The organism is Afipia sp. GW823-FHT06G09, assembly GCF_058794875.1.
The window spans coordinates 726361-750583 of sequence record NZ_JBXAHF010000002.1 but is presented as its reverse complement, the minus strand read 5'-3'; the positions used below and the strand labels follow the sequence as shown (position 1 = coordinate 750583).

At 61.7% G+C, this 24223-nt stretch carries 24 protein-coding genes and 1 tRNA gene; 8 read left to right on the top strand and 17 right to left on the bottom strand.

The annotated features are described in order from the left end of the window. Positions 1 to 97: 97 nt before the first annotated feature. Positions 98 to 1789, bottom strand: coding sequence for a GGDEF domain-containing protein (locus AC1Q67_RS11200; protein WP_492234074.1), 1692 nt, complete (start codon positions 1787 to 1789; stop codon positions 98 to 100). Positions 1790 to 1895: 106 nt separating this feature from the next. On the opposite strand from AC1Q67_RS11200, the gene AC1Q67_RS11195 reads away from it, so the two are divergent. Then, complete coding sequence (locus AC1Q67_RS11195; protein ID WP_492234075.1) at positions 1896 to 2585, top strand: YggS family pyridoxal phosphate-dependent enzyme; 690 nt, start codon at positions 1896 to 1898, stop codon at positions 2583 to 2585. A 65-nt stretch (positions 2586 to 2650) separates the two neighbouring features. Here AC1Q67_RS11195 and AC1Q67_RS11190 read toward each other — a convergent pair whose 3' ends face one another. Next, a complete protein-coding gene (locus AC1Q67_RS11190) occupies positions 2651 to 3268 on the bottom strand; it encodes a L,D-transpeptidase family protein (protein ID WP_492234076.1) in 618 nt (205 codons plus the stop codon). A 130-nt stretch (positions 3269 to 3398) separates the two neighbouring features. Here AC1Q67_RS11190 and AC1Q67_RS11185 point away from each other — a divergent pair, with 130 nt between their 5' ends. Together AC1Q67_RS11185 and AC1Q67_RS11180 are read left to right on the top strand one after the other, a co-directional pair. After that, positions 3399 to 4085, top strand: a complete 687-nt coding sequence (locus AC1Q67_RS11185) for a response regulator transcription factor (RefSeq protein ID WP_006023290.1) — start codon at positions 3399 to 3401, stop codon at positions 4083 to 4085. A 33-nt stretch (positions 4086 to 4118) separates the two neighbouring features. Next, positions 4119 to 4559, top strand: a complete 441-nt coding sequence (locus AC1Q67_RS11180) for a Crp/Fnr family transcriptional regulator (RefSeq protein WP_492234077.1) — start codon at positions 4119 to 4121, stop codon at positions 4557 to 4559. A 24-nt stretch (positions 4560 to 4583) separates the two neighbouring features. Here the strand turns inward: AC1Q67_RS11180 and AC1Q67_RS11175 are convergent, their stop codons facing one another. The 8 genes from AC1Q67_RS11175 to AC1Q67_RS11140 form a co-directional block, all read right to left on the bottom strand. Continuing rightward, positions 4584 to 5399, bottom strand: coding sequence for an exodeoxyribonuclease III (locus AC1Q67_RS11175; protein WP_492234078.1), 816 nt, complete (start codon positions 5397 to 5399; stop codon positions 4584 to 4586). 139 nt (positions 5400 to 5538) lie between these two features. Continuing rightward, entirely contained in the window at positions 5539 to 6375 is an 837-nt protein-coding gene (locus AC1Q67_RS11170) for an outer membrane lipoprotein carrier protein LolA (protein ID WP_492234079.1), read from the bottom strand. A gap of 85 nt (positions 6376 to 6460) precedes the next feature. Then, positions 6461 to 8911: a DNA translocase FtsK gene (locus AC1Q67_RS11165; protein ID WP_492234080.1), complete on the bottom strand. Its 2451-nt coding sequence runs from the start codon at positions 8909 to 8911 to the stop codon at positions 6461 to 6463. A gap of 4 nt (positions 8912 to 8915) precedes the next feature. After that, positions 8916 to 10148, bottom strand: a complete 1233-nt coding sequence (locus tag AC1Q67_RS11160) for an aminotransferase class I/II-fold pyridoxal phosphate-dependent enzyme (protein ID WP_492234081.1) — start codon at positions 10146 to 10148, stop codon at positions 8916 to 8918. 334 nt (positions 10149 to 10482) lie between these two features. Next, complete coding sequence (locus AC1Q67_RS11155; protein WP_024576808.1) at positions 10483 to 11925, bottom strand: ammonium transporter; 1443 nt, start codon at positions 11923 to 11925, stop codon at positions 10483 to 10485. A 37-nt stretch (positions 11926 to 11962) separates the two neighbouring features. Further along, a complete protein-coding gene (locus AC1Q67_RS11150; RefSeq protein ID WP_002713927.1) occupies positions 11963 to 12301 on the bottom strand; it encodes a P-II family nitrogen regulator in 339 nt (112 codons plus the stop codon). A gap of 327 nt (positions 12302 to 12628) precedes the next feature. Then, complete coding sequence (locus tag AC1Q67_RS11145) at positions 12629 to 13939, bottom strand: ammonium transporter (RefSeq protein WP_492234082.1); 1311 nt, start codon at positions 13937 to 13939, stop codon at positions 12629 to 12631. Positions 13940 to 14025: 86 nt separating this feature from the next. Then, positions 14026 to 14364 (bottom strand): P-II family nitrogen regulator, encoded by a 339-nt coding sequence (locus AC1Q67_RS11140; protein WP_024576810.1) that lies wholly within the window; start codon positions 14362 to 14364, stop codon positions 14026 to 14028. 248 nt (positions 14365 to 14612) lie between these two features. On the opposite strand from AC1Q67_RS11140, the gene AC1Q67_RS11135 reads away from it, so the two are divergent. Next, complete coding sequence (locus AC1Q67_RS11135; protein WP_024576811.1) at positions 14613 to 15488, top strand: DUF4339 domain-containing protein; 876 nt, start codon at positions 14613 to 14615, stop codon at positions 15486 to 15488. Between the two features lie 88 nt (positions 15489 to 15576). On the opposite strand, the gene tesB is transcribed toward AC1Q67_RS11135, so the two are convergent. Next, positions 15577 to 16464, bottom strand: a complete 888-nt coding sequence (tesB, locus tag AC1Q67_RS11130) for an acyl-CoA thioesterase II (RefSeq protein WP_492234083.1) — start codon at positions 16462 to 16464, stop codon at positions 15577 to 15579. Between the two features lie 157 nt (positions 16465 to 16621). Between tesB and AC1Q67_RS11125 the strand changes: the two genes are divergently transcribed. Further along, entirely contained in the window at positions 16622 to 17842 is a 1221-nt protein-coding gene (locus tag AC1Q67_RS11125; RefSeq protein ID WP_492234084.1) for a ubiquinone biosynthesis hydroxylase, read from the top strand. 94 nt (positions 17843 to 17936) lie between these two features. Here AC1Q67_RS11125 and AC1Q67_RS11120 read toward each other — a convergent pair whose 3' ends face one another. The 3 genes from AC1Q67_RS11120 to AC1Q67_RS11110 form a co-directional block, all read right to left on the bottom strand. Then, positions 17937 to 18335, bottom strand: a complete 399-nt coding sequence (locus tag AC1Q67_RS11120) for a nuclear transport factor 2 family protein (protein WP_492234085.1) — start codon at positions 18333 to 18335, stop codon at positions 17937 to 17939. Between the two features lie 68 nt (positions 18336 to 18403). Beyond that, the gene (locus AC1Q67_RS11115) at positions 18404 to 18601 is read right to left on the bottom strand and encodes a Trm112 family protein (protein ID WP_019199222.1); all 198 of its coding nucleotides are present in this window, start codon (positions 18599 to 18601) and stop codon (positions 18404 to 18406) included. A 104-nt stretch (positions 18602 to 18705) separates the two neighbouring features. Continuing rightward, a complete protein-coding gene (locus AC1Q67_RS11110) occupies positions 18706 to 19281 on the bottom strand; it encodes a TetR/AcrR family transcriptional regulator (protein ID WP_492234086.1) in 576 nt (191 codons plus the stop codon). 86 nt (positions 19282 to 19367) lie between these two features. Here AC1Q67_RS11110 and AC1Q67_RS11105 point away from each other — a divergent pair, with 86 nt between their 5' ends. After that, positions 19368 to 19730, top strand: a complete 363-nt coding sequence (locus AC1Q67_RS11105) for a hypothetical protein (RefSeq protein WP_492234087.1) — start codon at positions 19368 to 19370, stop codon at positions 19728 to 19730. Positions 19731 to 19740: 10 nt separating this feature from the next. Here the strand turns inward: AC1Q67_RS11105 and AC1Q67_RS11100 are convergent, their stop codons facing one another. Both AC1Q67_RS11100 and trxA read right to left on the bottom strand, forming a co-directional pair. Continuing rightward, positions 19741 to 20415 carry an LON peptidase substrate-binding domain-containing protein gene (locus AC1Q67_RS11100; RefSeq protein WP_024576818.1) on the bottom strand — a complete coding sequence of 225 codons (675 nt, stop codon included), beginning with the start codon at positions 20413 to 20415 and terminating at the stop codon, positions 19741 to 19743. Between the two features lie 40 nt (positions 20416 to 20455). Continuing rightward, positions 20456 to 21376, bottom strand: coding sequence for a thioredoxin (gene trxA / locus AC1Q67_RS11095; protein ID WP_024576819.1), 921 nt, complete (start codon positions 21374 to 21376; stop codon positions 20456 to 20458). Between the two features lie 348 nt (positions 21377 to 21724). Between trxA and AC1Q67_RS11090 the strand changes: the two genes are divergently transcribed. Continuing rightward, a tRNA-Gly gene (locus tag AC1Q67_RS11090) sits at positions 21725 to 21799 on the top strand. A 233-nt stretch (positions 21800 to 22032) separates the two neighbouring features. After that, positions 22033 to 23088: an alpha/beta hydrolase gene (locus AC1Q67_RS11085; RefSeq protein WP_492234088.1), complete on the top strand. Its 1056-nt coding sequence runs from the start codon at positions 22033 to 22035 to the stop codon at positions 23086 to 23088. A gap of 70 nt (positions 23089 to 23158) precedes the next feature. On the opposite strand, the gene panE is transcribed toward AC1Q67_RS11085, so the two are convergent. Continuing rightward, on the bottom strand, positions 23159 to 24088 hold the full coding sequence (gene panE, locus AC1Q67_RS11080; protein WP_492234089.1) for a 2-dehydropantoate 2-reductase: 930 nt from the start codon (positions 24086 to 24088) through the stop codon (positions 23159 to 23161). Between the last annotated feature and the right edge of the window lie 135 nt (positions 24089 to 24223).

Below are 24223 nucleotides of genomic sequence, written 5' to 3'. Positions count from 1 at the left end.
GGGTCGTCTGCCAAAGGGGGATTCAGGAGGCGGCAGACTAGCCACAAAAGACCGCGAGGGGTCAACGCTTTAGGCGCAAATATGGCCTGCGCGGCCCTTAGCCGGCCAGGGAAACCGGCCGATCGGCAGGCAGGATCAGGCCGTGTTCGACCACCGTGTTCCGGCCCCGGCGTTTGGCTGCATACAGCGCCGCGTCCGCGGCCTCGATCAGATCGTCTTGGGGCTGGGCGCTGCCCGGCGTGACCGTCGCGATGCCCACGCTGACGGTGACGTGCCTGAAGTCGCTGGTGACGTGGGGAATCGTCAGTTCTTCGATTGTTGTGCGAACTTTTTCAGCCACCTGCAGCGAGCGGGCGGCACTGCTATTCGGCAGCAACAAACAGAATTCCTCGCCGCCATAACGGGCTGCGAAGCCGGCATAGGCGTCCGCGATTGTCGACAACGCCTCGCCGATGCGGCTGAGGCAGGCGTCGCCTTCGGGATGGCCGTAGGTGTCGTTGAAAAGCTTGAAATGATCGACGTCGATCATCAGCAGCGAAAGCCGGGTGTCGGATTGCAGTGCCTTCATCCACTCGAATTCGAGCCGGCTCTGGAAGCCCCGGCGGTTGGCCAGCCCGGACACCAGATCGAGCGATGCGATGACGGTGAGGCGGTCGTTGGCGGCGGCCATTTCGCGCTCACGCTCGGAGAGTTGTGACGCCATGGTATCGAACGCCCGGGCGAGCGGAATAAACTCAATTGGCAGCGAGGCATTCGATGCCCTCGCCGAAAATTCGCCGCGGCCAAAACGATTGGCGGTGTCTGTCATCGCGCGGAGCGGCCGGATGATGAGGCGCTCGCCGGCGAACCAGGCGCCGAGCAGCGTCGCGAGAACCACGATTGCAAGCTGGATGTACGCAGTCCGGATGTCATGGTTGATGTCGCCCAGCATCAGGGACTGATTGACGCTGACAATCATACGGGCCTTGGTGCCGGTAACCCGCGCGAACGATACGGCCTTCTTCTCGCCATCGGCCGATTCGAAGGAGATCGATCCATATTCGCGATCGAGATTGATTTCACGCAGCGTGACCGCTTCCAGCAGCGATGTGTCCTTGAGCTTCTGCCCGATCAGATTCATGCTTTCGGGTGGGGACGCCAGGATCGTGCCCGCGCCATCGACAAGGACAACCGATACGCCCGAACGTCCGCCGCGATTCACCAGCAGCTGCGACATCCATTTCAGATCGATCGCAGCGATGACCACCGATTCCTGATTGCCGTCCACCGCCGAAACCGGATACGCGGCAATCAGCGTCGGCAGGCTGGTAATGCGGCTCGGGATGAAGTCGCTGAGAACGAAATCGTGAAGCTCGCGCGCCTTGAGGACATAATCGCGGTCGTGGAGATCAAAGCCGACGATGCTTTGCTTTGTGGAGCAGTCGATCTTGCCTTCCGGGCCAATGATCGAAAGGTTTCTGATCCAGGGCAGATCGACCCGCAGGCTTGCGCGCATCACCGCGCAGCCGCGTCCCTGCTGGGAGGCTGCGGCGTAGATGTAGGCGGAGGATTTCACAACGGCCTGGACCGTCGAGATGATTTCGCGCTGCGCGTCGGCGGTATGCTTTGCAAGCTCCGATAGTTCGTTTGCAGCCTGGATCATCTGCCTGGAGCGCGAGTCTTCCAGCAGACGGACGCGGTCGAGCATCAATGGCACGACCAGAATCAACGCCAGAAGCACAAGGCGCGCGCGAATCCCGAATAGCGCCTTGAGTTTTGACGTGTTGCGGCCGAAGCTGGCGATTGACATCGGTATTCCCTTGCCCCACGCCAACACTACAAAAAAGGGTTCAAGGACCCTTTTTTGAATTCGCTAAAATTCGAATGATCCTTAATTTGAAGGCAAGTTTACATCGATGGCTGTGGATAATGTGCCGCCGGTAACATCCGATTCACCAAACGGTCTCGACGCCGTGGAGCGGGAAATTTCGCGTGCGTGCAGGGATGCCCGCCGTGAGCGCTCCTCGGTGACGCTGGTTGCCGTATCGAAGACATTCGACGGCGACGCCATCGTGCCGGTGATCCGTGCAGGTCAGCGCGTGTTCGGCGAAAACCGCGTGCAGGAAGCGAAAGCCAAGTGGCCGCCGTTGATGGCGGCGCATCCTGGCCTCGCGCTTCATCTGATTGGACCGTTGCAGTCGAACAAGGCCAAGGAAGCCGTCGCGCTGTTCGACGCCATTCATTCGGTGGACCGCGCCAGTCTCTGCGAGGCGCTGGCGAAAGAAATCGTTAAGCAAGACCGCCATCCGCAACTGTTCGTTCAGCTCAACACCGGCGAGGAGCCGCAGAAGGCGGGTATCGCGCCGGCGGATGCCGATGCATTCATTGCGAGTTGCCGCGACGTCTACGGTCTGCAAATTTCCGGACTGATGTGCATTCCGCCGGCCGCGGATCCGCCTGCGGCGCATTTCGCGCTGACCGCCAAGATCGCGGAGCGCAATGGACTGAAATTATTGTCGATGGGAATGAGCGCGGACTTCGCCACTGCGATCCAGCTCGGCGCAACCCATGTGCGTGTCGGGTCCGCGATTTTCGGAAGGCGGTAGATTCCGCACGAAGAACTCCATCGTCATTGCGAGGAGCGCCAGCGACGAAGCAATCCAGCTTTTTGCTAGAGTGGATTGCTTCGCTTCGCTCGCAATGACGAGTAGCTTGCAACGTCACCGATCACGATCTTCGTCTGCGGTCCGATCCGTTCCAGCAAGCGCAGCATCCCACCGCGCGTCAGCCCGACGCAGCCCGCCGTTGGCGAAAATTTCTCGCGGGCGAGATGCAGGAAAACCGCGCTGCCCCGCCGTGCGATGCGCGGACGGGTGTTGTGGTCGATCTCGATGATGAAATCATAGAGATGATCTTCACGGGTTAACCGGTCACCGCCTTCGCCAGGCGCGCGCTGGATCGCGCGGTTGTAGTGCCGCTCGGCGGGATCTTCCGACCAGGCGTCCGCAGGGCGGATCGCCCGGACCGGAAGATAGGTTCGCGGCCGGGGGTGCCGGTCGGCGCGCCACCAAAGCCGCACCGGCCGGAAGATGCCGCGGGGTGTTCCGCCGTCGCCTTCGAACTTGTTGGCCTTGATTCCGCCGCGTCCAAGCGCGACCGGTAGGATATGGGTGCCCGCCACCAGCCAACCCTGGTTCGGCCGGCCGGCGGCAGCACGGACCCTGACAGCGGAAAGCGGCCGATCACGCAACGGTGTTCGATAAGCCCTTGGAAAGCCTAGATTTCCCATAATTGGTTCCCGTGACTGCGTACAACTCCGGCTTGCGCTTTCGCCTGCAAATGCTCTATTTCGCCGAGGTTCTTCGAGATCGCTCTTAGGACCTTCTATATACAAGCCGAATTTTAAAGGACTGGATGCAATGGCCAACGCCCGCAAGATCCTGATCGTGGACGACGACACCGATCTGCGCGATGCCCTGGTGGAGCAGTTGTCGCTTCACGAGGAGTTCGAGGCATCCGCCGTCGATACCGGCGCGAAAGGCGCGCTGGCGGCGAAAAGCAACTCGCCCGACCTCGTGCTGATGGATGTCGGTCTGCCCGACACCGACGGCCGCGAGGTGGTCCGCAGCCTGCGCAAGGGCGGCTTCAAGTCGCCGATCATCATGCTGACCGGCCACGACACCGATTCGGACACGGTTCTCGGGCTCGAATCGGGCGCGAACGACTATGTCGCGAAGCCTTTCCGATTCGCCGTGCTGCTGGCCCGCATCCGCGCGCAGCTGCGCCAGCACGAGGCCAGCGAAGACGCGGTGTTTTCGGTGGGTCCGTACAGCTTCCGCCCGGGCTCCAAGATGCTGACCGGCGCTAATGCCAAGAAGGTCCGGCTCACCGAGAAGGAAACCGCGATCCTCCGTTTCCTCTACCGCGCCGGGCAGATGCCGGTGTCGCGCGAGACCCTGCTGCAGGAGGTCTGGGGCTATAACTCAGGCGTCACCACTCACACGCTGGAAACGCATATCTATCGCCTGCGCCAGAAGGTGGAGAAGGATGCCGCCAACCCCGAAATTCTTGTGACTGAATCCGGCGGCTATAAGCTGGTGCCATGAGGCGAATCAATCGCCGATCCCTTTCGGCGCCCTATGGCTATTGAAGACGACATCGCCCTGTTTTCGCGCGTCCCGACACTGAATTTGTTGGGTGCGGCGGCATTGCAGGTGCTTGCGATCGGCGCCGAGCAGCGCGATTACGGATTCGGCGAGCGGCTGTTCGAACAGGGCGATCCTGCGGATTCCGGTTTCATTGTTCGGCACGGCGCGTTTCGCGTGGCTTCGGACGATGGTCATGAAGCCATTGCGGGCCAGAACGTTCTGATCGGCGAGCTCGCGCTGGTGGTTCCGATGGCGCGGCCGGCGACGGCGACGGCTCTCGAACCGTCGTCGGTGCTGCGCATCTCGCGCAGCTTGTTCCAGCGTGTGCTCGAAAGTCATCCCGAAGCGGCAAGGCGCCTGCGCGACGATTTTGCCGCGCGCACCAACGCGGCGGCGGGTGCAATGGTCCGGGCGACCGAAACGCTGCGATAGTTTCCGCCGCCGCCTTATCTGAAATCACACATCGAGTACCGCCGTGACCGGCACATGGTCTGACGGACGCTCCCAGCCGCGCGCGTCCCTGGTGATTTTGAAATCACGAACGCTGTCGCCGAGCGACTGTGAGACCCAGATGTGGTCAAGGCGGCGGCCCTTATTCGCCGCGCTCCAGTCCGCGGAGCGGTAGCTCCACCAGGAATAGACTTTCTCGGATAGCGGAATTCGCTGCCGCGCGACGTCAATCCAGTTGCCCTGCGCCTGTACGCCGAGCAGCTTCTCGCATTCGATCGGTGTATGCGACACGATCTTCAAGAGCTGCTTGTGCGACCACACGTCATGCTCGTGCGGGGCGACGTTGAGATCGCCGACGAGAATGTGCCTGTCATTGGCTTTCGGATGCAGCGGCTCGCAATCGCGCATCTCGTCAAGGAACGACAGCTTGTGCTCGAACTTCGGATTGAGTGCGGGATCGGGAATGTCGCCGCCGGCAGGCACGTAGAAATTATGCACGACCAGCGGCTTGGCGATTTGTGCCTTCTGTCCGAAGGACACCGAGATATGACGTGAATCGACCTTGCCGCAGAACGTTTGCACATCGCTGCTCTCGAAGGGAATTTTCGAGACGATGGCGACGCCGTGATAGCCCTTCTGGCCGTTGAGCGCGACGTGCTCATAGCCGAGCCGCTTGAAACGCTTCAGCGGAAACGCGTCATCGATGCATTTGGTTTCCTGAAGACACAGCACATCGGGCCGCACCGATTTGATGAATTTCGCGACCAGATCGATGCGCAGCCGCACCGAATTGATGTTCCAGGTTGTCAGGGTGAAGCGCATGGGGGAGGCGGGATTCCGGATCGTCACACCCTGTCGATTCAGGGCGGATCGCCGGGCGCAGGCTAATGGAAGCGGCACCGTTCTTCAAATGGCTGCGCTTGCCCAGACGGTGGGCAGCCGCAACTTGCGAAGGACGCGGTCAGTTGTTCGAATTCTGATAGTTGGTGAAGTCGATCTTGAACATCGACGGATCGAGCTTCTTGGTGGTGTCGAGATTGTAGACCGCGACGGTGGTGTCGTATCCCTGCGGATCGGTGACGGTCCATTGCTTGAGCTGATTGTCCTTGGCCCCGATCATCAGCATCAGGCGGCTGGTCCCGACCAGCGCCTGCTTTTCTTCGATCGTCACGCTGATAAACATGTTGTCCGATGACACGCCCACCACATTGGTGTCGCGCAAGAGATCGATGCGGTCGGACAGGAGATAGCGCAACGGGGTTTGCGACAGCGGGTAGACGTCCTGGGTTGCGAGCCTGCGGTCAAGCACGACCACCGACGTGCCGTCGGCCACAAGCGCGATCGGCGACGGATCGTCATACTCGAAACGGATCTTGCCGGGCTTCTGGATGTAGAAATCGCCGGTCGTGCGTTTGCCGTCCGGACCGACCTGTACGAAATTGCCCGAGACGTTCTGCAAGGACGAGAGATAGGTGCTGACCTTGCCGGCCAGCGCCTTTTGATTGGCGTCGAAATTCTGGCTCGGCGTCCCGCCGCCGAACAGGCTGCGCAGATCCGGAATGATCGGTGTCGGAGGCGTCGAGGTGTTCGGAGCCTGCGCCTGCGGTGCCGGGATGTCCCCGGGGCGTGCTTTCGGCGCGGGCTTGGGAACCGGAACAGCCTGCGCCAGTGCCGACGGCATCATAAGCGATGCTGCAATCGTCGCCGCGAGCGCCAGTGTCGGCACCTTCGCGACAGAAAAAACGCGGGCTGGCCGCCGGGGCTGGCAGGACGGCTGATTGCGATGGGGTTTTTTCAACGGTCCGTCCTGTCGGGAATGCCTTGTGATCTTTCCGCCGGGGCTAGCCCCAAGCTATGGCGTTTTCGCGGCTGCGAACAGGGTCTCAGCCAAATCGGTCCTCTTCCTCGGCGACGAGAATCTCGCGTTTTCCGGCGTGATTTGCCTGTCCGACGATGCCTTCCAGCTCCATCCGCTCCATCAGGGTGGCGGCGCGGTTGTAACCGATCTGAAGCCGCCGCTGGATGTAGCTGGTCGATGCCTTGCGGTCGCGTTTCACGATGGCGACGGCCTGCTGGAACAGGTCGCCTTCGCCGCCGTTGGCACCCATGCTGGTGCCGTCGAACACGGCGTTGCCGTCCTCGTCGGTTTCCTCTTCCGCAGTGACCGCCTCGAGATATTCCGGCTGTCCCTGCGACTTGAGATGACGGACGATCTTTTCGACTTCCTCGTCCGACACGAACGGGCCGTGGACGCGGCTGATGCGCCCGCCGCCCGCCATATACAACATATCGCCCTGGCCGAGCAGTTGCTCTGCGCCCATTTCGCCAAGAAGCACGCGGCTGTCGATCTTCGAGGTGACCTGGAAGGAGATACGCGTCGGGAAGTTCGCCTTGATGGTGCCCGTGATGACGTCCACCGAGGGGCGCTGCGTGGCGAGAATCACATGGAGACCTGCGGCGCGTGCCATCTGTGCGAGGCGCTGCACCGCGCCCTCGATGTCCTTGCCGGCGACCATCATCAGGTCGGCCATTTCATCCACAATGATGACGATATAGGGCAACGGTTCGAGTTCGAGTCTCTCTTCCTCGTAGATCGCCTTGCCGGTTTCCTTGTCAAAGCCGGTCTGGACGGTGCGGGTCAGTTCCTCACCCTTTGCCTTCGCCTCGGCGACGCGCGTGTTGTAGCCGTCGATGTTGCGGACGCCGAGTTTCGCCATGTTCTTGTAGCGTTGCTCCATCTCGCGCACGGCCCATTTCAGCGCGACGACCGCCTTCTTCGGATCGGTCACCACCGGCGTCAGCAGATGTGGAATGCCGTCATAGACCGACAGTTCGAGCATCTTCGGATCGACCATGATGAGGCGGCACTGGTCCGGGCGCAGGCGATAGAGCAGCGACAGGATCATGGTATTGATGCCGACCGACTTGCCCGAGCCGGTGGTGCCCGCGATCAGAAGATGCGGCATGCGTGCCAGATCCACGATCACAGGCTCGCCGCCGATGGTCTTGCCGAGGCACAGCGGCAGCTTCGCGGTGCTCCCGGTTGCTTCCTTCGCGTTGAGCAGTTCGCGCAGGTAAACTGTCTCGCGCTTGACGTTTGGCAATTCGATGCCAATGGCGTTGCGCCCGGAGACGACCGCGACACGCGCCGAAACTGCGCTCATTGAGCGTGCAATGTCGTCGGCAAGGCCGATCACGCGCGACGACTTGATGCCCGGTGCGGGTTCGAGCTCGTAAAGCGTCACGACAGGTCCGGGGCTGGCTTTCACGATTTCGCCGCGCACGCCGAAATCCTGCAACACACCTTCCAGGGCGCGCGAATTCGTCTCAAGCTCGTCCTTGCTCAACGTGAAGCGATCCGATGCTTTCGGAGCGGCGAGAACGGAGATCGGCGGCAGCACGAACACGCCCTTGCGTCCGGAAGATTTCGGTTCGGCACGCTTGCGGGCACGCGGCGCGGGCTCTTCGTCTTCTTCCTCCTCCTCGTCCTCTTCTTCCTCTTCGTATTCGTCCTGTGGTACCAGCGACGGAGCGCGGCGTTCCCCGCCGAGATTTGGCTCCATGCGCTCGAACGATCGCGTGCGTTGTGATTCGGATCGTCCGACCATCATGGCGAAAAGCGCGGAGCCCATGCGGACGATGCGCGCCTTTGCACTCATCGCCGCATGGACGAGCCATCCCAGCGAGATCGATCTGCGATCGTCTTCCTCGAAATCCTCTTCGTCTTCGATCATCGGCGGCCGTGTGCGCTCCACGATCTTTTCCTGCGCGCCCGCGCCGCATGCAAAGACGAAGCTCCCGATCATCGCGGCGAACAGGATGATGCCGAGCACGATACGATAGATCAGGCCGGGCGGGCCGAACACGACGGCCGGGAAACGCACCAGCGCATCGCCGACGACGCCGCCAAGTCCGGTCGGTAACGGCCATGCGCCGCTGCGCGGCAGGCAGCTTGCAAATCCTGCCGCGATCACCGCGCACAGAATCCAGCACGCGATCCGAAGCGCTTCGCGGTCGAAGTGACGATGCGTCACCAGTCGCCATCCCCAGACCGCCACGGGGAGAATCAGCATGATCGCTCCGAGTCCGAGAATCTGCATCAGCATGTCGGCGCCGATTGCGCCCGGACGGCCCATGAGGTTGCGGATCGGACCTGAGGTCGCGTGGCTGAGGCTCGGGTCCTGCACAGACCAGGTCATCAGAGCCGCGGCGACGACACAGGAGAGGGCGATGACGCCGAGGCCGGCGAGTTCGCGCAGGCGCCGCGCCAGCATCTCGCGTAATGGATCGGAAATCTGGCCGACGATGGGAATAACGCGTTCGATCGCTGGCATTGTTTTACGAGCCCCGAGCTTCGTTCAGGACGTCGACCATACGGTGCAACGCCTCAGCCGTTGTTTCACTGTCCTGTTGCACCAAGGCGACTCGGATGTATCCGGCGCCGGGGTTGCTGCCATCTGCCTGCGGCCGCGCCAGATAACTTCCGGGGATAACGCGCACGCCGCCTTCCTTGAAAAGCTTCACCGTCGCCGCTTCGTCGCCGCCATGCGCGGAGACATCCAGCCAGATGCAGAAGCCGCCCGCGGGCCGCCGGTAACCGAAGCGGTTGCCGAGAATCTGGTCCGCGAGGTCGAACTTGATCCGGTAGAGCCTGCGGTTCGCATCGACATGAGTCTCGTCGCCATAGGCGGCGACGGCGACATGCTGCAGCGGGACCGGCACCTGAGGCGCCGCGACGTTGCGCAGTTCATGGAAGCGCGCGAGAAAATTCCTGTCGCCGGCAACGAAGCCGACGCGGAGGCCCGGCAGGTTCGATCGCTTCGACAGCGACTGGAACGCGACCACGTTGGCGAAGTCGTTTCCGGCGGAGGCGAGCATGCTGCCCGGCGCTTCGCCGGTGTAGATTTCGGAATAGCATTCGTCGCTGAGCACGATGAAGCCGTGACGGTCGGCGAGCTGCTTCACGCGGTCGAAGTAGGCGCGCGATGGCACCGAGCCTTGCGGGTTTGCGGGCGAGGCAAGATAGAAGGCGACGGTGCGGTCGAGCGTTTCCGCGCTCAGCGACTCGAGATCGGGCAGAAAGCCGTTCTCGCGCGTGGTCGGCAAGAAGATCGCTTCACATCCGGCGGCCCGCGCACCGGCCGCATAGGCGGGATAGAACGGGTTGGGCATCAGGATCGCGGGCGTGCCCTTGCGGGGGCTGACATAGCGCGCGGCGGCGATTGCTGCGAAAAACAGCCCCTCCCGGCTGCCGTTGAGCACCAGAATTTCGGTGTCGGGATCGATGGCCTTGGCCAGGGCGAATCGCCGGGAAACCCAAGCGGCGGCGGCCTGCCGGAACGGCTCGATGCCTTTGGCAATCGGGTAGCGGCCGAAGTCGTTGATATGGCTGGCCAGCACCGGTCCGACAAAACCCGGCACCGGATGCTGTGGCTCCCCAATCGACATATTTATCAATGGCTTACCGGGGGAATAGGCGGTTAGCAGCTCGGTCAGCCGGGCAAACGGCGAGCGCTCGCCGTCTTGGGCGCCGGCGGCGGAAGCCGAGCGGGAAGAAGCGGTCATGGCCATTCGAAAAACGCCAGCACTAGTAAGGTCCGTCGATCCTGCGGGTCGGTCAGGGGGCCACGCAGGATGTGATCACGTCACCATAGGTGCGGCGAGGTTAAGACGCGATTAACCATCGCGGCGCGGGCATGGTTTACCGCGCTCCCCGAGAGATGAACCTGTCTGAAAAAGTAAGGGCCCCAGCTTGCGCTGGGGCCCTCCGACGGACGGGGCATTGCCGGGTTTGTGCCCCAACCGTTGTTCAGAAGCATGATCCGGAAAAGTGGAAACCGGTTTTCCGATAAGATCATGCTCACCAGAGAAGTCGCCGCGACCCGTAAGGATCGCGGCAGGTCGCTTACATGTTGTAGGCGCGCTCGGTGTGGTCGGTGAGATCCAGACCTTCGCGCTCCTGCTCGACCGGAACGCGCAGACCGACGATCACGTCGACGACCTTGTAGATGATCGCCGAACCGATGCCCGAGAACAGCAGCGTGGTGCCCACGCCCCAGCTCTGCGAGATCATCTGAGCGACCATGTCGTAGTCGCCGATCTTGCCGGTGACGTAGTCCATGACGCCGGTGCCGCCGAGGGCAGGGTTGACCAGGATGCCGGTGCCGAGAGCGCCGACGATGCCGCCGATGCAGTGGACGCCGAACACGTCGAGCGAGTCGTCATAGCCGAGCGCGTTCTTCACAACCGTACAGAAGAACAGGCAGACGACGCCGACGACGAGACCGAGCACGATCGCGCCCATCGGACCTGCGAAGCCGCAAGCAGGAGTGACGGCAACCAGACCCGCGACCGCACCCGACAACGCGCCGAGCACTGACGGATGGCCCTTGATCATCCACTCCGCGAACATCCAGGACAGGGCCGCAGCAGCGGTTGCCAGGAAGGAGTTGGTCATCGCGAGAGCAGCGCCGCCCGAAGCTTCGAGGTTCGATCCGGCGTTGAAGCCGAACCAGCCCACCCAGAGCAGCGAAGCGCCGATCATGGTCATGGTCAGCGAGTGCGGAGCCATCAGCTCCTTGCCGTAGCCGGTGCGTTTGCCGATCAGGAGCGCGCCGACGAGACCTGCGATGCCGGCGTTGATGTGCACCACCGTGCCGCCTGCGAAGTCGAGGGCACCCTTCTTGAACAGGAAGCCGCCGTCAGCCATCACCTCGTCGAGTTTCGCCTGTGCTGCAGTCTTTGCAGCGCCGTCAGCCGCGGCTGCCAGGGCCTTGGCTGCATCGCTGATCGCGTCCGGTCCGGCCCAGTACCAAACCATGTGGGCCATCGGGAAGTAGATCAGCGTCACCCAGAGCGGGATGAACAGCGCGATAGCTGCGAACTTCATACGTTCGGCAAAGGCGCCGACGATGAGGGCCGGCGTGATCGCGGCGAAGGTCATCTGGAAGCAGAAATAGATCATTTCCGAGATGTTGGCATCGACCGAGAACGTCGCCGCCATCGAGTCGGTCGTGATGCCGGACATAAAGGCTTTGGAGAAGCCGCCGATGAAATCCGAACCGCCGGTGAATGCGAGGCTGTAGCCGTAGAGGGCCCAGATCACGCAGACGATGCAGACGGTGTAGAAAACCTGCATCAGCACGGACAGCATGTTCTTGGAGCGGACGAGGCCGCCGTAGAACAGCGCGAGGCCCGGGATAGTCATCAACAGCACGAGAACTGTTGCTGTCATCATCCAGGCATTATCGCCCTTGTTGACGGTTGGCGCGGCGTAGGCGGCTGTCGTAGCGAAGAGGCCGACGGCGAGAGCTGCCAATCCCGCGCTGGTGGGACGCTTGAACGTCATTTGTTTGTACTCCTGATAAGATGAGGTTTGCGCGAAATCAGAGCGCCGCGTCATCGGCCTCGCCCGTGCGGATGCGAACCGCATGGTCGAGATTGATGACGAAGATTTTGCCGTCGCCGATCTGGCCGGTCTTTGCAGCGCCGGTGATCGCTTCGATGGTCTTGTCGACTTGGGACGAGGCGACAGCGACCTCGATCTTGATCTTGGGCAGGAAACTGACGGCGTATTCAGCGCCGCGGTAGATTTCCGTGTGGCCTTTCTGGCGGCCATATCCCTTGACTTCCGTCACCGTGAGACCGTGAACGCCGATGGCGGTCAGGGCATCACGGACCTCTTCCAGCTTGAATGGCTTGATGATGGCCATAACAATTTTCATGGGTACTTCCCCGCTTGGGCCCGGTCGTACGGACCGGGCGTTCTCGACTGAGGGTCACCGCGCGAAGACAGATCACTCCACGGGCACCAGCCGGGTCCCATAGAATCAAATGCCGTGCCAACACCGCCAAATTCCCTAACGATTTATGAATCCAACGGTTTTTGGCTTTGGCGGGGGCGCGGAGAAATTGGGCTATTTTGTCGCGCCTAAAAGAGCGACAGGGGTGCCAAAAACATAGGCACACCAGACCGCCGACACATTCGTGCCCATCAGACAAGCAAAAGGTATCTAAGCCCCGACAGTCGAGACCAAATCCAAATGGGGCGATTATTGGAGCGCTTCGCCGTGCTGGGTGATGTCGAGCCCTTCGACCTCATGCTCGTGCGGAACCCGCAGGCCCGCCAGCATGTCGACCATTTTGAGCAAGACGAACGTCATCCCGCCCGTCCAAACGAACACAACGGCCACGCCATAGGCCTGGGTCAGCAGCAGCCTGGGATTGCCCTCGATCAGCCCAGCGGTCCCGCCAATGGCGGCGGTGGCGAAGATGCCGGTCATCAGGGTGCCCAGCAGCCCGCCGATGCCGTGGATGCCGAACACGTCGAGCGTGTCGTCATAGTTGAAGCGGTGCTTGAGGCTGGTGCAGGCCCAGAAACAAACCACGCCGGCCACCACACCGATCACGATGCCATGCCAGGGCTCCACGAAGCCCGAGGCGGGCGTAATGGTGCCGAGTCCGGCAACGGCGCCGGAGATCATGCCGAGCACCGAGGGCTTGCGCCGCATCAGCCATTCGATCGCGGTCCATGTCAGTGCGCCGGCGCAGGCGGCCAGATGGGTTGCGAGGATCGCCATCACGGCGCGCGAGTTGGCCTGCAAGGCCGAGCCGCCGTTGAAGCCGAACCAGCCGACCCACAACAGGCCGGTGCCGATCACGGCGAGCGACAGATCGTAGGGCGCAAGGTTCTCGGTGCCGTAGCCGCGGCGGCGTCCCATCACGACTGCGGCGACGAGGCCTGCGGTGCCGGCGCTGAGATGGACCACGAGACCGCCGGCAAAATCGAGAACGCCAGCCTGCGCGAGAAAGCCGCCGCCCCACACCCAGTGCGCGAGCGGAATGTACACGACCGTAAACCAGCCGATGCAAAACAGGACGTAGGATGAAAAGCGCATGCGGTCCGCAACCGATCCCGCCACCAGCGCGACAGTGATGATTGCGAAGGTCATCTGGTAGATCACGAACAGCGCTTCCGGAATGGTCTTCGCGGCACTATTGACGCCGTCCATCGTCATGCCGGCCAGCAGGAAGCGTTCCAGCGTGCCGAGCCAGGCGCCGTCGCCGACGAACACCAGGCTGTAACCGTAGATCACCCACAGAATGGAAATCAGCGCCACTGCGATCAGGCTTTGCGCCATGGTCGCCAGCACGTTTTTCTTGCGCACCATACCAGCATAGAACAGCGCAAGACCCGGTATCGTCATCATCAGCACGAGCGCGGTCGCCGTGATCATCCACGCCGTATCGGCGGCATCGATCTTGACGGTTTCAGCGAGGGCCGGCGTTGCAGATGCAAGGGCGAAGCCCGCAGCAGAAACCGCCGTCGCAAAATGTGCGACCGCACGCGGCAATCTCAACATGGTAATCCCCCCGGCTAGGAAGACCTTGCGGCGTCTCGCGTGCGCCGCTGCAGTCGCTTGGTGATGCTGACTCTAGAAAATAAAAATCAAAGTGCGTCGTTATCGGTCTCGCCGGTCCGGATGCGGACGGCATTTTCAATCGGCGTGACGAAAACCTTGCCGTCACCGATCTGGCCGGTGCGCGCACCGGCGGTGATGACCTGCACAGCCTTGTCGGCGAGGTCGGACCCGACCGCGATCTCGATCCGCAGCTTGGGTAGGAAGTTCACGATGTACTCTGCGCCTCGGTAGATTTCGGTGTGGCCCTTCTGGCGGCCGAAACCCTTCACCTCGGTCACGGTCATGCCGTGCACGCCGATTTCGGTCAGGGCCAGACGAACCTCCTCAAGCTTGAAGGGCTTGATGATGGCGGTGATCAGCTTCATGGAGCGCTTCATCCCTTAAAATCAGTGCGGCAGCGTCACGAGTCTTTACTCGGGCCCGCGCGAAACCGCTACCTTTTTGGGCAATCGGGCAGAAAAATATGCAGGTTCGATTGAAAACCGTTGCGGCAAAGCGCGGTCCGTTTGTAGCATCCGCCGTCTCGGGGGGCTGAGACCGATTGCCATTGATGCCGCAGGATTTCCTCGCGGCTGGTCCGGCGCTCCGTTGTCCCACAAACAAAGGAAATATCATGCCGGGCCGATCTTGGTTTGTTGCTGCCGGGGATAAGCAGGAAGGCCCGTATTCCGAAGACGAATTTCGAGATCTGATCGCGCGGGGAAGCATCAAGCCGGACACTTATGTGTGGGCCGACGGCATGCAGGACTGGAAATATGCCGGCGATATTCCGGGGCTGCTTTCTGGCGGAGTTGCGCCGCCGGCAATTCCGCGCCCCGGCGCATCGGTCCCCTCCGCCAATGGCGATCCGTCCGGCGGATCGTTTTCGATCGACATCGGCATCTGGGAGATGCTTGGCCGCGCACTGGTTTTCGTGATCGGATTCCTGCTGGTCGTTCCGGCGCCATGGGTGGCGGCGAGCTTCTACGGCTGGATCGTCTCGCGCATTCATGTGCCGCAGCGAGGTTATCTCGGCTTCACCGGCAAGCCGCTCGACATCTGGTATGTGTTTGTCGGGCTGGCGCTGATGACGTATGTCGGGCTCCTTGGCATTCCCTATCTTGAATACCTGTTATTCCCGGTTCAGGCGTATCTGTCGTGGATGACGGTGCGCTGGGTGATGGCGAACATCACATCGGAGGGCCGTCCGCTCCAGATCAGTTTCGACGGCAGCCCTTGGGTCTATATCGGCTGGTATCTTCTGATGGCGCTGTCTTTCATCACCATCATCGGCTGGGCCTGGGTTGTCGTCTACTGGATGCGGTGGATCTGCGCCAACATCGGCGGCACGCGGCGCGCCATTTCGTTCAACGCGACAGGACTTGAGGTGCTGTGGCGAACGCTGGTGTTCTCAATCGGCTGCGTGCTGATCATTCCGATTCCATGGGTGATGAGCTGGTACACCCGCTGGTACGTTTCGCAGTTTTCTGCGGAAGAACGGCTGGCGTAACACAACGCGATGATGCGAAAGTTAGCCAGCGTCGGTTTCTTTTACTCGGGCATGATCTGATCCGAAAACCGGTTCCCACTTTTCGGGATCATGCCTGAACCGGCTTTTCCTTGCGCTCGCGCACCGAGCCTTCCTGCGCGACGGAGGCGACCAGTGTTCCGTCCTGCTTGAAGATCAGCCCGCGCGTCAGGCCGCGGCCGCCCTGCGCGCTCGGAGAGTCTTGGCTGTAGAGCAGCCATTCGTCGGCGCGGAACGGGCGGTGAAACCACATCGCGTGATCGAGGCTCGCAGGCATCATGCGCTGATCGAACAGCGTGCGACCGTAACGCGCCATCACCGCATCCAGCAGCGAGAAGTCCGACGCGTAGGCCAGCGCGCACATGTGCAGCGCCGGATCGTCGGGCAGTTTGGCAACGGTGCGAATCCAGATATGGATGCGGCCGTCGTCGATCTTGTGGCCGAAGTAGCGGCCGAGTTCGACCGGGCGCAATTCAATCGGCCGGTCTGATTCATAGTAGCGCCGGATGAACTCCGGCATCTCCTTGAACATCGGCTGCTTGGAGACTTCCTCCGCTGTGAGTTTTTCCGGCGGCGGAACGTCGGGCATCTTGTCCTGATGATTGAACGAGCCTTCTTCCTCGGCGTGGAACGACACCATGATCGAGAAGATCGCGTTGCCGTGCTGGATCGCGGTGACGCGCCGCGTCGAATAGCTTTTGCCGTCGCGCAGCCGCTCGACCTCGTAGACGATCGGAATCTGCGGGTCGCCGGGCAGGATGAAATAGCAGTGCAGCGAATGCGGCAGCCGCTTCTCGACATTCTCGACGGTGCGGCAGGCCGCTACCATCGCCTGACCGATCACCTGCCCGCCGAACACACGCTGCCAGCGCGTCTTGGGACTGACGCCGCGGAACATGTTCACTTCGAGTTGCTCGATATCGAGGATCGACAACAGATCAATCAGGCTTTTCGACATTCACGATGTTCCGATCTTCGGCCTACAGGTAAGGCGAGCGGGTTTCCGGTGACCCGCAAACCCTGATAAACCCATTCACGGGGCATATTTCCCCCATGGCCGGGCCTGAGGCAAGGGCGGCCATGAAACGAAATGCACCTATGAAAGTTCGGACTTTATGTCGTCACAACGAAGTATCGTGATCGGTGGAGGCGCATTCGCCGGGCTGGGGCTGGCGCTGGCGCTGCGGCAGGGTCTTGGCCCCGACGTTCCGATCGTTGTTGCAGATCCCGCCTTTGCCATGCGGCCGAGCCGCGATCCGCGCGCATCCGCGATCGTGGCCGCCTGCCGCCGCCTGTTTGAAGTGGTCGGCGTCTGGGATCAGGTGGCCGAGAGCGCCCAGCCGATCCTCGACATGGTGGTGACAGATTCGAATCTCGGCGACGCGACCCGGCCTGTCTTCCTGACATTCGCCGGCGAGGTCGAGCCCGGCGAGCCGTTCGCGCACATGGTCGAGAACCGGCATCTGATCAATGCACTGGTGACGCGCGCGGAAGCGGAAGGCGTTGAGCTCAACGCCGTCGCAGTTTCTGCCTATGAATCGAATGCCGAAGGCACGCGCGTCACATTGAGCGATGGCCGCGTCATCGATGCTTCGCTTCTGGTTGCTGCCGACGGTGCAAAGTCGAAACTGCGCGAGCGCGCCGGCATTGCGACCCATGGATGGGACTACGATCAATCCGGCATTGTCGTCACCGTCGGACACGAGCGCGATCATCAGGGCCGCGCCGAAGAACATTTCCTGCCTGCGGGCCCGTTCGCGATTCTGCCGCTGAAGAATAATCGCTCATCGCTGGTCTGGACCGAAAGCCGCCGCGAGGCTGCGCGGATCGTTGAACTGCCCGACAATGAATTCCAGGCCGAACTCGAGCGGCGGTTCGGTCTGCATCTCGGCGAGGTGAAGGCGCTCGACAAACCGCGCGCCTTTCCGCTCGGCTATTTCGTGGCGCGGTCGTTCATCGCGGAGCGCCTCGCGCTGGTCGGCGACGCCGCCCATGTGATCCATCCGATCGCAGGGCAGGGGCTCAACATGGGCCTGAAGGATGCGGCGGCGCTGGCGGAAGTGATCGTCGATGCGGCGCGGCTCGGCATCGATCACGGACAGGCCGATGTGCTGGAGCGCTATCAGCGCTGGCGGCGGTTCGACACGGTGGCGATGGGCGTCGCCACCAACTCGCTGAACATGCTGTTCTCGAACAAGTCGGCGCTGCTGCGCACGGTGCGCGACATCGGTCTCGGGCTGGTGGATCGCGTGCCGCCGCTGAAAAGCGCCTTCATCCGTCAGGCCGCGGGCCTGTCCGGTGAAGTGCCGCGGCTGCTGCGCGGCGAGGCGCTGTAGTTGCGTCATTGCGAGGAGCACTTGCGACGAAGCAATCCAGTTTTCTTTCTGGTTCAAACGTGGATTGCTTCGCTTCGCTCGCAATGACGAAGAATCATCCGGCGGCCGCCTTCGCCAGTTGTTCGCCCATCAGGCGATGCAGCAGGTTGATCGCCTTCAGCGGGCGGACCATCACCTTGAAATGCGTGATCTGGCGCCCGTCATCGCTGAAGGTGATGATGTCGACGCCATTGATCTTGATGCCTTCGACTTCGTTCTCGAATTCGAGCACCGCGCCGTTCTCGTTGCGCCACTCGTTCAGATATTTGAAGCCGGGGCCGCCGAGCACCGTTCCGGCGCTGGCCAGATATTTAAATGTGATGTCACGTCCGCGCTGCGGCGTATGGACGACCGGACTTTCAAACACGGCGTCAGGGTGCAGCAGGTCCCACAGCGCCTTCTCGTCATGAGCCTTGATGAAGTCGTGCCAGCGTTCGAGGGCGAAGGGTCGCATCGGGCGTCTCCGGTGTTATGGGCAAGGCATCGCTTCGGCGGCGATGTTCTGGGTCGCGCGGTCCGCTCTTAATCGATCCGGCGCGCTTCTTCCGGCAGCATGATCGGGATGCCATCGCGGATCGGATAGGCGAGCTTGGCCGAGCGCGAGATCAGTTCCTGCCGCGCGCTGTCGAACTCCAGCGGCCCCTTGGTCTGCGGGCACACCAGAATTTCCAGCAATTTGGGATCGACGCCGCTTTCGGGCCGCTCAGACGGCGAGGTCATAGGTCAACTCCACATCCATACTTTGGCAACGCATTGCCTCGGTCTTTGTATCACACCCAACACGGCCCGGATCAACTGGCCGGCCGGTTCCGTTGTCGCAGTCCTTATTCCGGTGTGTTGGCGATCCTGATCAGATCCTCGAGAATTTCATCTTGCCGCGCTTTCGGCAGCGGTCTGTCCGACAGGGTAAAGCCCAGAAACGTCCAGTAAAGAATCTGAGCACGGGCACGTGCGAGCGCCGGTGAGTACCCTCTCATCGCGAACTGGTTTTCCATGTAGGACAGCCGCCGCCTGTCGATGGCATGAACCGCCGCGCGAGCCGCCGGATCGACAGTCGCCCATGTGCGGACCGCAATCTCCAGCGGAAGCCTGCCGCCGCCGAACGCGCGGCGCAGCAGCACGCTGATGGGATTTTCACCCTCCGGCAAACGTTCGAGCCTGGCGATGATCTGCTCGGTCATGATGTCGCGCCAGCGTTTGAGCAGGGCGGTGTGGAACGCTGCGACATCTGCGAAGTGCCAATAGAAGCTGCCGCGCGAGACACCCATCGCCTTCGCGAGCGGCTCGGCCTTCAGCGCGGTAAAGCCGCTCCGGGTCAGCGTTATCAGGCCCTGATCGAGCCAGTCGGTGGCGGAGAGCTGATCAGCTTTGGGGCTGTTCTTTGCGGATGACGTTCTCATCGAGAGCACCATACATAACTGTATTGACATGCGCCAGCGTCAGGATATGTTCGCCATACAGTTATGTATGGCGAGAGGAGAGAGCGATGCGCGATCTGTTGCTGCAAATCTCGGGATGTCTCGCGATCGTCGTGGCGCTGATTCACGGAACGCTTGGCGAAACCAGAATATTCGCCTCGGGCAATGGCCGGATTATCATTGAGCCTCCGCAGCTTCGAACCTTGCTGCGCCTTGTTTGGCAGACCGGAACGGTGGCGTGGATCGGCGGCGGAGTGCTGTTGCTGACGGCCCCGCTGACGGGATCGGATGCCGCGCGCCACTGGATCGTTGTCACAATGGCCGTGGTGTTCGCCTTCGCGGCTGCGGCCAATGCCTGGGCCAAGCGCGGACGGCATTTCGGATGGATTTTGCTGAGCGCGGTGGTCGCGACGGCGATCGCGGGATACTAGATTCGAAAAATTACTGCAGCGGTGGATCGCCAGTGGTCTGCTTCTTGGCGAGATCCATTTCGGTCACCGCGATCAGAATCTCGGCGCGGGTTTTGAGATCCGGCGCTTCAAGCAGTGCCTGCTTCTCCGCAGGCCCATAGGGTGACATCATCGCCAGCGCATTGACGAGCGCTTCATTGGGCGCGCTTTCGATGCCTTCCCAATCGACCTTGAGCTGGTTGGCTTTCAGGAATTGCGTAAGCGCCTGGAGCAGGGCCTGACGATCAACATTTTCCTCGCCTTTGCGTGCGATGAAATCGTCGACGAATTCGGAAAAGTCCACGCGGCACTGGCGATAGGGCGTGAGAACCGTCTTCTCCTCCATCACCTTGAAGCGTGCAATGCCGGTCAGCTCGAGAATGTAGCGGCCGTCGCCCGACTCGGCGAGTTGCGTGATTCGCCCGACACAGCCGACCTTGAACAGCGAGGGCCGTTCGCTGCTCTGGGAATGGGTGACATCGGGCTGGATCATTCCGATCAGGCGGTGGCCGTCGCGGAAGGCGTCATCCACCATCTGAAGATAGCGCGGCTCGAAAATATTCAACGGCATCTGGCCGCGCGGCAGCAACAACGCTCCCGGCAGCGGAAACACCGGAATGATTTTCGGCAGATCGGCGGGCCCACGGTATTCGGCGTTAATCGGCATCCGCTTCCCTCACTCAGGCGCAAGAAACCCCATCGGAGTTTCAGGAGAAAAGGATCGTCGACAAGCGTTTGCGGCTGTCAACGGTCGCGTCGTCGTCCGCCCCCCATGCTTCGAAGAACTGTACGAGCTTTTTGCGTGCACCGTCATCGTCCCACTTGCGGTCGCGCTTGACGATGTCCAGCAGGTGGCTGGCCGCCTCGGCGCGCTTGCCGCCGGCGTTGAGTGCGACGGCGAGATCGAAACGCGCCTGATGATCCAGCGGGTTGGCGGCGACTTTCTGCTCGAGTTCTGCGACAGGGCCGACTGACTTTGCCTGCTCGGCGAGATCGAGCATGGTCTGCACCGCGGAGATCGCGGCATCGTTGCGCTTGGACTCCGGCACCAGGGCCAGCGTCTGCCTGGCCTGCTCCAGTGCACCGGTCGCGACATAGCACCGCGCGAGACCGGCAAGTGCGGTGAGATTGGTGGCGTCGACACTGAGCACTTCGGCGTAGATCGAGGCGGCAGTCGCCGCATCGCCTGCCGCCATCGCGGCCTCCGCCTCGTTGAGGACCTCGGCGATGTCGCCTTCCGGCGAAGGCATGCCCTGGGTCAGCTTGTCGATAAAGGCCGTGACCTGGCTTTCAGGCACCGCGCCCATGAAGCCGTCGGCCGGCTGGCCGTTGACGAAGGCGATGACGGCCGGGATCGACTGGATGCCCATTTGCCCCGGAATCGCGGGATGCTCGTCGATGTTCATCTTGACCAGCTTGACCTTGCCCTTGGCGGCTCGGACGGCCTTTTCAAGGCTCGGCGTCAGCTGCTTGCAGGGGCCGCACCATGGCGCCCAGAAGTCGATCAGCACCGGCTGGCGCTTCGATTCCTCGATGACGTCCTTGACGAAGGTCTGGGTCGTGGTGTCCTTGATGAGGTCGGGGGGCGTCATCGCCGCCGGTCCGTTGCCTTGCTCGACTATGGTCACGTGATCCTCGCCTGCCGCATGTCTTATGAAAGAAAGCCGCTTCTAGCATGATCGGGGCATTTTCCGGCAGTTTCGATCCGCCGCAGTGAAAATGGCCGATATGCAGAAGGCGCAAATTTCCGCACGGCCCGGGTGGGCGTCAGGGCGGAAACGGCGCAAAGCCACAGATGGAGGCCTTTTGGTGGATTTTCAATCGGGCGATAGGCCGCAAAGGCGCGTGAAACATCGATTTGGCCCGAAATCGCCGGAACCGGGCATGCGGAATAAAGAATTAGCCCTGTTGCATTGCATGGCGGCATTTGGCATAGGTTTGCCCGGCGGCGCGCTTTGCGCCCCGCCAATTCTGATGCGGGTGTAGCTCAGGGGTAGAGCACGACCTTGCCAAGGTCGGGGTCGAGGGTTCGAATCCCTTCGCCCGCTCCAGAAATTCTCGATTGAGAATCTTGGCCGACAGTTACGACAGGATCGTTGCCGTCGAATGACAAGCCGCCGCAAGGCGGCTTTGTCGTTTCTGGCTGTCATCGCCTGCCGGAGACCAGCCTCGGCAAACCCGCCGCTACTCACCGAGAAGAAATCTGCCTAGCATCGCTTCGCTCAGGCAGAGCGGACCATCGCCCGGGTGACAAGCTCAAACATAAAGTCCGCAGGAGGATTCGATGATCGGCAGATTTTCCCGAATTGCTTTGGCGTGTCTTTCCACCGTGGCAATCTTTGCCAGCGTGAGCGCGCAGGCAAAAGACGTCAGGCTCGAGACGTCGGACACCATGATTCCGACCGGCGATGCCGGCATCCAGTTGTTCGTGCGCAACAAGCATCCAGCGGGCCAGAAAAAATTCGCACCTGAGAAAATTCTGCTTTATGTCCACGGCGCGACCTATCCGTCCGAGACCGCGTTCGATCTGCCGATCGAAGGCAAGTCGATGATGGATCTGATCGCGGCGCGCGGCTACGACGTCTATCTGGTGGATATCCGCGGTTATGGCCGCTCGTCGCGGCCCCCGGAAATGAGCCAGCCGCCCGGCGACAACAAGCCCATCGTCCAGACGCGCGTGGCCGCGAAGGATTTCGGCACGGCGGTGGATTACATTCTCAAGAAGCGCGGCGTCTCCAAGATCAATGTGATGGGCTGGTCGTGGGGCACATCGACGGTCGGTCTCTACACCAGTGAGAACAACGCCAAGGTCAACCGCCTCGTGCTCTACGCGCCGCAGTGGATTCGCACCGAACCGCCGCCGGCGCAGTGGCCGAAGCTTGGCGCGTATCGTCTTGTCTCGAAGGATTCGGCCAAGGAACGCTGGCTGAAGGACGTGCCGGACAACAAGAAGGCCGATCTCGTTCCGCCCGGCGTGTTCGACGCGTGGGCCAAAGCGACCTGGGCCACGGATCCGGATTCGGTGACGAAAAATCCCGGCATGTTGCGGGCACCGAACGGTGTGGTGGAAGACACCCAGCTCTACTGGGGGGCCGGCAAGGCGCTGTTCGATCCCGGCAAGATCACGGTGCCAGTGATTGTGCTGCATGCCGAATGGGATGCCGATCTGCCGAGCTATCTCGCGCAGAACTACGTCAAGCAACTCAAGAACGCGCCGTACTGGCGGCTGATCGAGATCAGCGAAGGCACCCACACGGTGATGATGGAAAAGAACCGCATGCAGTTCTTCCGCGAGCTGATGAACTTCCTCGATGAGGAAAAGCCGCTTGCCTTGAAATGAGCAACGATAACAAGAAAAAAGGCCGGGTTTGACCCGGCCTTTTGCTTTGGTGATCCAAGGACGCTGACACTTACGCCAGCTGCGATTCGTAAGCTTTCAAATGGGTGTAGACGATGCGCAGCAGCGGCACGTTCAGCGCACCCTTCTTGTTAGTCTCAGCGCGGTGGATCAGATCGCCGATGATCTGGTCGGCTTCGATCCGCGCATTGCTGCGGATATCGCGCAGCATCGATGCCGTCATCTGCGATCCCGGTGCGAACAGCAGGCCGCCTGTGCGCTCCAGAAACTCGGCGCGCGGCGCATAACCTGCCGCTTCGGCCACCGAGGCGATCTCCGCGCGAAGGGCGCGGATGAACTGTTCGCCGCCCGGCGCAGCGGTGATATGTCCGGCCGGCGCCCGCATCAGGGATGTGGCGCCCGCCAGCGTGGCGAGGAACACCCACTTCTCGTACATTTCCTGCGTGATGACATCGCTGGCCTTGGCGTCGAACATTGCGCCCTGCAGCGTCGTCTCGATGCGCTTGGCGCGATCGCCTTTCGGCGTGCCGCGCTCGCCGAAGGACATCGCGTGCATCGGCGTAAGCTGATGGATGACGCCGTCGGCGTCGAGCATCGCCGCGACCTGGCATTGTCCGCCCATGACGCGGTCGATGCCGAACTTCGCATCGAGCACGTCGAGATGCTTCATGCCATTGAGGAAGGGAATGATCGCGGTGTCCGGCCCGACGCCGGCGGCGAAGGATGCAATCGCGCTGTCGAGGTCGTAAGCCTTGCAGCTCAGGATGATGACGTCGAATGGCGTCGTGATCTTTTCGGCCAGAATGGTCGGCGGGTTCTTCAGCGTGACGTCGCCGACCGGGCTTTTGATGACGAGGCCGTTCTTGGCCAATAGCTCGGCCCGCTTCGGACGCACCAGAAACGTCACATCGCGGCCTGCCTGCAAAAGTCTGCCGCCGAAGTATCCGCCTGTCGCGCCGGCGCCGATAACGAGTATGCGCATAATCAGATCCACTTCTTTTGAGTGTTGGGTAGGTCCCGAAAAGTGGAAAAAGGTTTTCGGGTTGGCTCAGGCCCAATCGATAAGCGCGCGAACCTTGCTCAAATGACAGCGCCGGCGCAAGCAGGGCTCACGCCG